Annotated in this window: 9 protein-coding genes; 6 read left to right on the forward strand and 3 right to left on the reverse strand. The window is 62.7% G+C overall.

The window, feature by feature from the left end; genetic code table 11:
* Nucleotides 1-609 (forward strand): glycosyltransferase family 2 protein (locus PF446_RS02895; protein WP_298069538.1); only part of this gene is annotated, 609 nt, incomplete at its 5' end.
* 22 nt (nt 610-631) lie between these two features.
* On the opposite strand, the gene PF446_RS02900 is transcribed toward PF446_RS02895, so the two are convergent.
* Both PF446_RS02900 and PF446_RS02905 read right to left on the reverse strand, forming a co-directional pair.
* On the reverse strand, nt 632-1,621 hold the full coding sequence (locus PF446_RS02900; RefSeq protein WP_298069541.1) for a patatin-like phospholipase family protein: 990 nt from the start codon (nt 1,619-1,621) through the stop codon (nt 632-634).
* A 14-nt stretch (nt 1,622-1,635) separates the two neighbouring features.
* On the reverse strand, nt 1,636-2,619 hold the full coding sequence (locus PF446_RS02905; RefSeq protein ID WP_298069543.1) for a YafY family protein: 984 nt from the start codon (nt 2,617-2,619) through the stop codon (nt 1,636-1,638).
* Between the two features lie 317 nt (nt 2,620-2,936).
* Here PF446_RS02905 and PF446_RS02910 point away from each other — a divergent pair, with 317 nt between their 5' ends.
* Nucleotides 2,937-4,706, forward strand: coding sequence for an SLC13 family permease (locus tag PF446_RS02910; protein WP_298069545.1), 1,770 nt, complete (start codon nt 2,937-2,939; stop codon nt 4,704-4,706).
* 122 nt (nt 4,707-4,828) lie between these two features.
* Nucleotides 4,829-5,638: a DUF481 domain-containing protein gene (locus PF446_RS02915; RefSeq protein WP_298069547.1), complete on the forward strand. Its 810-nt coding sequence runs from the start codon at nt 4,829-4,831 to the stop codon at nt 5,636-5,638.
* 29 nt (nt 5,639-5,667) lie between these two features.
* Here PF446_RS02915 and hemC read toward each other — a convergent pair whose 3' ends face one another.
* On the reverse strand, nt 5,668-6,600 hold the full coding sequence (gene hemC / locus PF446_RS02920) for a hydroxymethylbilane synthase (protein ID WP_298069556.1): 933 nt from the start codon (nt 6,598-6,600) through the stop codon (nt 5,668-5,670).
* Between the two features lie 891 nt (nt 6,601-7,491).
* Here hemC and PF446_RS02925 point away from each other — a divergent pair.
* The 3 genes from PF446_RS02925 to PF446_RS02935 all read left to right on the forward strand — a co-directional run.
* Complete coding sequence (locus tag PF446_RS02925; RefSeq protein WP_298069549.1) at nt 7,492-8,040, forward strand: fimbrial protein; 549 nt, start codon at nt 7,492-7,494, stop codon at nt 8,038-8,040.
* A 107-nt stretch (nt 8,041-8,147) separates the two neighbouring features.
* A complete protein-coding gene (locus PF446_RS02930) occupies nt 8,148-8,894 on the forward strand; it encodes a molecular chaperone (RefSeq protein WP_298069551.1) in 747 nt (248 codons plus the stop codon).
* A 74-nt stretch (nt 8,895-8,968) separates the two neighbouring features.
* The coding region (locus PF446_RS02935) for a FimD/PapC N-terminal domain-containing protein (RefSeq protein WP_298069553.1) at nt 8,969-9,912 on the forward strand (944 nt) is incomplete at its 3' end.

Genomic DNA, 9,912 nt, shown 5'->3' on the forward strand with positions numbered 1-9,912 from the left:
ATCTACGTCGACGATGACAGCCGTGATGACAGCCGCGATGTGCTCAACGCGCAGAAAGCCTCGCACCCTGAACTTCGGGTGCTGCACCATGTGACCCAGAGCGGCCAGAGCACCGCCGTTCGCAACGGCGTCAAGGCCGCGCGAGGCACCTGGATCGCGACCCTGGACGGGGACGGCCAGAACGATCCGGCCGACATTCCAAAACTGATTGCCCAGCGCGATACGGCCGCGGCGAACATCAAGCTCTTCGCCGGCTGGCGCGTGCACCGCAAGGACAGTGCAAGCAAGCGACTGGGCTCGCGTTTCGCCAACGGCCTGCGTCGGCGCCTGCTGCGCGACGACACACCCGATACCGGCTGCGGCATCAAGCTGTTCGAGCGTGCGGCCTTCCTGGACCTGCCCTACTTCGACCACATGCACCGCTACCTGCCGGCGCTGATGCAGCGTGCCGGATGGCAGGTGAAGTCGGTACCCGTGAACCATCGTCCGCGTCACGCGGGTAGCTCCAAATACACCAATTTAGGTCGCGCCATCGTCGGGATTTCCGACCTGCGCGGTGTGGCCTGGTTGATCCGCCGGTCACGGCGTACCGAGGTGGTGGAACGCTGAACAGGCCCCTTCCGCAGATCGATCAGGCGGAGGCGCTGCTGTCCGGGCGCGATGCTGACCCGCGCAGCCGTCCGGGCGCCCAGTGGTCGAGCATCCAGCTTGCGCGCTCGCGTCCCATGTCGATCAATTCCCTGGCCCGATAAAACGCGTAGACGTGGGCCATGTTGGTCGGCATCTCGATCAACAGGTCCGGCGGGCAGGCGGACAAACGCAACTGGGCCAGATTGGCCTGCATCAGGTCCAGCGACTGGTTGAGCAGGTCCAGCGCTCCCGGCTCTCGTGCGCTCTCAGGCTTCGGCTCACCGGGGATGATGCGTTGCATGAACTGGCTGATACGCTTGCGGTATCCATGTCTGCCTGCGCGCTCTGCCGGCCCCGCGCCATCCTCAACGGCAGTTCGCCGCGCATGCTCCTTGAGGTCTTCCTCCGGTCCGTTCACCCCCACCGCAATCATGTAGTCCCACGATGAGGCCAGCAACGGTGTCACCGGCAATGGATTGAGCAGACCGCCATCCACCAGACGGCGCCCGTCAATCGAATGCGGCCGGAAGACCGAGGGAATCGCGATGGAGGCGCGTATTGCATCGAACAACGGCCCCTGGCTGATCCATACCTCGCGACGTCGATCAATGTCGGTGGCCACGGCGGTGTAGTCCAGCTGCAATTCGGCGATGTCGACCTCGCCGATCAGCTCGCGCAGGGTCTCGATGATGCGCTCGCCCTTGATCAAGCCGCCCCCGGACAGGGTCCAGTCCAGCAGCCGCAATACGTCCATGCGCGACAACGAACAGACCCAGTCGCGATACACGTCCAGTTTGCCGGCGGCATAGATTCCGCCCAGCAGTGCGCCCATCGAACAGCCGGAAATCGCACTGATACGGAATCCACGACGGTTCAACTCCTCAATTACACCGATGTAGGCCAACCCCTTGGCAGCTCCCGCCCCCAGGGCGAGCGCGATGCGCGGACCGGTCGCATCTGGATGGGGCCGGATGGCGAAGTCATCGGACATCAGCAGCCCCCCTCTCAGACCGGCGGGGTCTGGTATACGCCTTGCGCCAGTTGCAGCAGTATCTTCATTTCCTCGCGCAGCGGAGCGGGCTCGACCACCTCGGCTTCAGGGCCGTACTTGAGCATGTCCATCAACAACTCGCGGGAGTTCGAATAGGGCAGTTTCAGCTCGTAGCGGCCATCGGCAAGCCACTGCCCTTTCTGCTGCGAATGCCAGTGTTCGTCGGCCACCCAACGCGCCGCATGCGAGGAAAAGCGCAGGGTGGCCCAGGCCTTGGGCGCCCCGGCGAAAATACCGTAACTGGACGTCAGGGCCTGATTGAGCTGTGCTTCGGCAACTTCGTGCGCCGGCTCGCTCAGGGCATGGGCCTCGACAATACGATCCACCGCGAAGCTGCGCAGGGCCTCGCGATCATGATCCCATGCATCCAGATACCAGTTGTCACGATAGTGCGTCAGGCGCTGCGGCGAAACGCGCCGCCGGCTGTCGGCATTGGTGGTGCGAGCACGGTAACGGAAGCGCAACTGACAGCGCTCCAGCACCGACCCGGCAACCACGCGGAAGGCATGCTGGTCCAGCTTGCGGGAGCCGTAGTTGATCACTCGGATGCGCTCGACCGGGAGCGTCTTGCCGCCGGCATGATCGGCCAGCAGCCGCTCAATGCGCGAGCTGATCGGGGCCAGTGCGCCCGAGAGCACGCCCGGATCGGAACGCTGCACCAGCGCCTGCAGGGCCATCAGTGCAGACAGCTCGTCGCTGGTCAGCCACAAACCCGGCAGTTCGAAGCGGTCGCCTTCGCCAGCTTCATAGCGAAATGCAGCGTGTTCGCCCCCCGCACTCTCCACGGGGGCACCCAGCGCATCACGCAGAAACGCAACATCGCGATACAACGTTGCACGCGAACACGACAGCTCCTCCATCAGATGCGACAGCGAAACCGGATAACGTGCCGATTTCAGCAGCCGGTGCAGGGTGAGAATGCGTTCGTATCGGTCCATGGCTCGGGTATCGGGAAATCCGGATGCAGGTGGTGCATCAGCAACAACATGCTCCCACAACCGGCCGGTCGCCGGAAGGACCATGCACTTCCATGGCCGGACCGCAGCCCCAACCATCCCCTCGGGAGGCTGGCTGTGCGAAGATCAAGGTTCGTATGTGTGGCATCGGCTACGTGTTGCCGTCCGGATTCCGCCAACGGTAACGCCTGGTGCAGGCACGGATTGCATGAATTGAAACGTGAGCCGAATCGTTTGAATACCCGGATCCAAAATTCGCCTTGCACGCCCCGTCGCCCTCATCCGGCAGGGAAACCGCAATGACCTGGCATGCATGGGCCACGGTGGCCATCATCCTGGTGACCATGGTGCTGTTCGCCAGCGAGCGCGTGCGTGTCGATGTGGTCGCCCTGATTGCGCTGGCTGCGCTGGCGGTACTGGGCATCATCACACCCACCGAAGCCCTGGCCGGATTCAGCAACGAGGCCACGGTCACGGTGGCAGCGATGTTTGCGCTGAGTCTGGGCATCGAACGGTCAGGGGTGCTCGAACCCCTGGCACGAGTGCTTTCTCGCATCAACAAGCCCTGGGTACTGACCCTGGCCATCATGCTGGTCATCGCGCCATTGGGCGCATTCATCAAGAACATCGCCCTGGTCGCCACGTTCCTGCCGTTGGCCCTGCGTGTGTGCACGCAAACCCGCACCTCGCCTTCGCGGGTACTGATGCCGATGGCCTATGCCGCGCAGATGGGTGGCGTTTGCACGCTGATCGGCACCTCCTCGAACCTGCTCACCGACAGTATTGCGCGCTCGAGTGGGCTTCCCGGTTTCGGAGTCTTCGAGTTCACCGAGCTGGGTGCGATCCTGGCCGTGGCAGGGATCCTCTACATCATGCTGTTCGGCCGCTGGCTGCTGCCCAGAGAGAGCTCGATGCCGCAGCAGGAGACCGAAGAGATCGGCAAGTACGTCACCGAGCTTCGCGTGACCGAAAAGTCATCATTGCTGGACCAGACCATCACCGAGGCTGTGCTGGGCGAGAACAACGGTATCTACCCGCTGGAACTGCTGCGTGGGGAACGGCGCATGTGGTCGCCGCGTTCACAGAAGCTCCAGATCGGCGACGTGCTTCTGGTCCGCGGCAGTTGGGACAAGATCGAGACCTTTCGTACCCGCACCCACCTGGAGAACGCCCCGGAGACACGCTATGCCCACGGCAAGAACGATGCTCCCAGGGTCATTGCCGAGGTCATGGTCGCGCCGGCCAGCCCGATGGAAGGCCATCGACTGGGCGAAACTGCCCTCAACTGGCGTTATGACGCCACTGTGTTGGCCATCCACCGCCGCGGGCACATCCTGCGCGAGAAGCTCAGCAACGTTTCACTGGCGGTAGGTGACGTGCTGATGGTGCTGGTGGACGAAGTGACCATGCCGCGCCTGCGCGCCGACGAAAACCTGATCGTGCTCAGCCAGCGCGAAACCAACCGCCGCATACCACGCAAGGCCATGATCGCCGTCGGCATCATGGCTGCCGTAGTGCTGGTATCAGGTCTGAAGTGGCTGCCGATCCCGATCGCCGCGGTCAGTGGCGCAGCCGCCATGGCCCTGACGGGCTGCTTTGGCACCAAGGACGTCTACGAGGGCATGGACTGGAAGATCATTATCCTGCTGGGCGCGATCCTGCCGATAGGCACCGCGATACAGAAGACCGGCCTGTCGCATGCCGTCGTCGAGGGCGCCATGGGCCTGGTCGGGTATCACAGTCCGCTGGCGGCACTGCTGATGGTGTACCTGCTGACCGCGCTGTTGACCGAACTGATGGGCCACAACCCCGCAGCCGTGCTGATGGTTGGCATCGCCATCTCGGTGGCACATGCCATCGGCGTCAGCGCGCAACCGTTCGTGGTCGCGGTGGCATTCGCCGCAGCGACCTCCTTCGCCACGCCGGTCGGTTATCCGACCAACACCATGGTCTATTATGCAGGTGGCTACAAATTCACCGATTTCATGAAAGTCGGCATTCCACTGATCGGACTGTTCTGCGGTCTTTCGATGTGGCTGATTCCGCTCTTTTGGCCGTTCCATCCCTGAACAACCCTGCCGACGTCCACTGGCAGTCGGTGCCGGGCATGCCTTACCCTTGCCGATCCCGTCGTGCCCGCGCCCGACGCAGCGGCGCGCGCTTGTTCCACCTTTCACCCCGGATATCGTCCATGAATGTAGTTTCACGCCTGCTTGTCGCCCTGACCTTGTTCCTGCCCGTGGTCGCCTTCGCGCAGACCCTTCCGTCGAATTCCACCAATACAGGCAGCTGGTCCGGCAGTGGCGAATTCGGTTTCGCCGCATCCAGAGGCAATTCGCGCACCGAAAACCTCAACGCCAAGCTCAACCTGCAACAGGAAAACGAGCGCTGGAAAAACAACTTCTACCTGACGGGGCTGCGTTCGAAAGGCAACGTGACCGTGACCGATTCGAATGGAAATTCGGTCACCCAGTACTCCACCACCGCAAACCGTTACGATACCGGCGCCTCGCTGGGCTACAAGTTCAGCCCGCGCAGCTATGTGGTCACCGCGTTACGCTACGAGCATGATCAGTACGGCTCCAATCTCTGGCAGGGCGTGGTCTCGGTGGGTTACGGCTATATCGCATTGAAGAATGCACGCACCGAACTGTCGTTTGAGGCCGGCCCGGGTTACAAACGCTACCGCCCGTCGGCCCAGAACATGGTCGTCAACGGCATCAGCACCAAAGCATCTTCCCCGATCCAGGACGAGGTGGTGGCGCGCAGCCGGATCAATTTCAAGTACCAACTGACGACCAACACCAAGCTCGAGAACACCCTGCTTATCGAAGCCGGCTCGGCCAACCGCTACTATCAGAACGATGCCGGGCTCTCGGTCGACATGACCCAGAAGCTGGCCCTCAAACTGGGCTACCAGGTCCGCTACAACAGCACCATTGAGCCCGGGCGGGTGCACACCGATCAGCTATACACCACCAACCTCGTGTACAACTTCTGAAGCCATCCGGAAACGCCGGGGGGTGGGGGTCAGGGCGGTGAGCCACCGGCATGTGGCGCAAGAAATTCGGCCGCGCCCTGGTCAAGCAACTGCCGCGCAACCGTGCGGCCCAGCGCCGCGGCCGCATCGGGCACGCCCTCGGCGCGTGCGCGCAGCAGGCGCCCGGTGGCGACATCCCCGACCAGGCCCATCAGCGTGAGGCCCTGTTCCCCGACCACACACCATGCCCCGACCGGCACCGTGCAACTGCCACCGAGGGCGGCATTCATGGAGCGCTCGGCGTTCACCGCGATGCGCGTGTCCATGTCCTCCAGCGGCTTGAGCAGCCTGGCGATATGGTGATCGCCCTCGCGCATCTCCACGGCCACGGCGGCCTGTCCCGGCGCCGGAAGCCAACCTGGGGCATGCAGCCGCGAACGGATGCGGTCCGCCATGCCCAGGCGCTCCAGCCCCGCGCAGGCAAGCACGATGGCTTCGTACTGGTCGTCGTCCAGCTTGGCCAACCGGGTATTGACGTTGCCGCGCAAATCCAGGACCTGGCAATCCGGACGCAGGGCGCGCAACTGCGCCGCGCGGCGCAGTGATGACGTCCCCACGCGCGCACCCTGGGGCAGTTTGGAGAGATTGCCAAATTTGCGACTGACGAAAGCATCAGCGGCATCGGCACGCGGCAGGATGGCGCCCAGAGTGAAGCCGGGTTCAAGCGCCGCAGGCACATCCTTGAGCGAATGCACGGCAATGTCCGCGCGACGCTCCAGCATGGCCACTTCCAGTTCCTTGAGGAACAGGCCCTTGCCGCCAATGCTTGCCAGCGACTGGTCCAGCACCTGGTCACCGCGCGTGCTCATCGGCACCAGCTCGACATGCACATCCGGGTGGGTCTGGCGCAGCAACCCGGCGACATGCTCGGCCTGCCACAGGGCAAGAGCGCTTTTGCGGGTGGCGATTCGCAGGGTTTGCAATGTCATCAGGTATCCAAGTGGGAACGAGGACCGGCGTCCGGTACGTCCCAGAGCGTATCGAAGCGATCAGATCAATCGGGCCATTCTATGGGCGGGCGCCTTTGGCTACCACCGGGGATGTCTGCCTGATGCGGCTAGCGCATGTCTGCCTGCTGTTCCCCGAACCCGCCGCAACGCCAATCGGATAGTGAGAACTGATTCACATCCGGTTTCGGCTCCTTGTTCGACATAGTGCGAATCCGTTCACTTTCCGCAAGCACAGGCAGCGTCCCTGCCGTTCGTCACGATCCGAGAGTGGTCGTGGAACATCCCATGCTCCCCGCTCCGGCACGCGTACCGGCCGTGACAAAAGCCTCGCGGCACGCATCATGGCCTGTTTTTTAAACAAAATAGTATTTAAAACAATATCCTATAAAGCTAACTTGAAATATATTTTAACTTGGGTATGTTGCTAGACAACCGTACTCTATGACTTGAACCTGAACCAGTACGCAGCCAGAAGGCTTGGCTACCCCACCGTGAGTGAACGAATACTGTGACGCATTGCGCATTCTGGGTGACGTATCGCGTCACTGCCTTCGGCCCTTGAGCCACCTCATTACCGGCAGGAGAACCCCCTCCGGCGCGTCTCCTGCCTGAAGTTGCCCCACCCGCCATGGTTGGCACGTGTTTTGCTTGAATATCATCATCAAGCAAAACAAACGGGATATACAGGACGAAACGTCCCATAACACCAGGGAACGCACTGCCGGTGGACCCACGCCGGACACGAACTGCAGCAGTACAAGCTATAGGCATCGCCCGAACCACACATGACACGTCCACACCCAGCGTGTGAACCCATCCAGTCACAGCCATTTCGCAAATTCACTTTAGTAGAGGAATACCGCCATGAACTTCAAGACTGCCCTGCTGGCCACCGCGATTGCCGCCACCGGCCTGCTTGCCACCTCCGCCAACGCCGCCACCGACGGCACCATCACCATCACCGGCACGGTCGTTCCACAGACCTGCCAAGTCGACGGTAATGCCTACGGCACATCTGATGTGAAGGCCGTGACCCTGCCGAGCGTGATGGCCACGAAACTGAATACCGCAGGTGCTATCGCCGGCAAGACAGGATTCTCCATCGCCGTCACGAATTGCCCTAGTCTCCTGACCAGCGTCCAGACCTATTTCAGCGGCGGCAAGATCAACAGTTCCAACGGCAACCTCGACAATAGCGGCACCGCTACGAATGTGCAGGTGCAGTTGCTTAACGCTAGCGGCGCGGTGATGGACCTCAGCAAGTCCACCGCCACCGCCCAGAATTCGCCGTCGGTCTCTCTGTCGGGCGGCGCTGCGACCCTGAATTATTCGGCTCAGTACTATGCCAACGGTGGTGCTGCAGGCGCGGGTAGCGTGACATCGACGGTCGATTTCACGATGATCTACCAGTAATCACTCCGTGTCATGCGCTGCGGCGGAAGCTCCGCCGCAGCGCCAATGGCTTAGGACGAGCGACCCCTCCCGACACTCGGACGTGTGACTCCACCCCGGTACCTGTCATGAAAAGCCTTGTCCACGCCGCACGCATTCTTGCCCTCGTACTGTGCCTGGGAGCCGGCACGGCCCGGGCCAGCGTCATCATCGGCGGCACGCGCGTCGTATTCCCGGCCAGCCAGGGGCAGACCACCGTCCGCCTGAGCAACAAGGGCGACCAGCCGGCACTGGTGGAAGCCTGGATCGACACCGGAAACATCCATTCCACCCCGGACAGCAGCAAGGCTCCATTCCTGATCACCCCACCGCTGTTCCGCATGGAAGCGGACAAGGATCAGAGCCTGCGTATTCTTTTCACCGGCAATCCGAAAAGCCTGCCGGCCGACCGCGAATCGCTGTTCTGGCTCAACGTGCTCGAGATTCCCCCCAAGCCGAAGGACGCAGCCGGCAAGAACCTGCTGCAATTCGCGGTGCGTTCGCGGCTGAAGCTGTTCTATCGCCCGGCCAAGCTGGCCGGCAATCCGCTGAAGGCACCCGATGCTCTGACCTGGACCTCGTCCCGGGGCAGTCACGGGGCTGTACTCGTCGTGCACAACCCGACGCCCTACTACATCACCATCACCCGGCTTTCGCTCAAGGTCGACGGCAAGCCGGTGAAGGCAGCATCCGGAATGGTCGCGCCGTTCGGCGTCCAGCCGCTGGCCCTTTCCGGGGTCAAGCACGCACTTCCCGCGGGGACATCCATCGCTTTCACCACCATCAATGATTACGGCGCTGGAGATGTCCACAAGGGGACGGTCGTTGCGCAATGAACCCCCGCCGCGCCATGCTTCGGTGCGCGCGGGCGTGCAGGTACTTGCCTGCGCGACTGGCGCTGTGCATGTTCATGGCACCGATTCTGGTCGGATGGTCCGCTAGCGCGCGTGCGGCACCCACCCATGGTGCTGCGTCCGATGCACCCTCCGCGAACCGCGAAAGCAACGCAAACCCGGACAGTGGTTTCGCGGATTTCGACTCCAGCATGCTCTCGGGCGGGGCGCGCAGCGCCGTCAACCTTTCCCGTTTCGAACACGCCAATCCGGTCCTTCCGGGCATCTACAATCTCGATGTCTACATGAACCACAAGTGGGTCGGACGTGTGAACGTGCGCTTCTCCGCTCTCACTCCGGGCGCCAGCGCCCGACCGTGCATCACGCAGGATATGCTGGATCGCATGGGTCTGCAGCCGGCCAAGGGCACGCCACAGCTCGGCCGTGCCGGAACCTGCGTGCAGATCGGCCAGATCATCCCCGATGCGCAGGCGCATTTCGACCAGCCCGACCTGCGTCTGGACATCAGCGTGCCGCAGGCCTATCTGGGCCAGATGCCGCGTGGTTACGTCAACCCCGACTCCTGGGATCCAGGCGTGCCGGCGGGCATGCTCAATTACAATCTGAACTCCTACCATACCGACAGCAGCGGCCTCAGCCAGACCAGCACCTATCTTGGTCTCAAGGCCGGCCTCAACATCGGCCCCTGGCATCTGCGCCAGGATTCAACCGCAACCTGGATTTCGGGCAACCAGGGCACACCATCGCAGCAGCACTGGCATACCATCAATGCCTACGTGCAACGCGACCTGCCCTCGCTGCGCTCGACGCTGACCGTAGGCGACAGCTACACCGACGGCGAGGTCTTCGACAGCCTGAGCCTGCGCGGCGCGCAACTGGCCACAGACGACCGCATGCTGCCCCAGTCGCTGCGCGGCTATGCGCCGGTGATCCATGGCGTGGCCGATACCAACGCCAAGGTCACGGTGACCCAGAACGGCGTGCAGATCTACCAGACCAC

Source organism: Oleiagrimonas sp. (genome assembly GCF_027858935.1).
GTDB lineage: Bacteria > Pseudomonadota > Gammaproteobacteria > Xanthomonadales > Rhodanobacteraceae > Oleiagrimonas.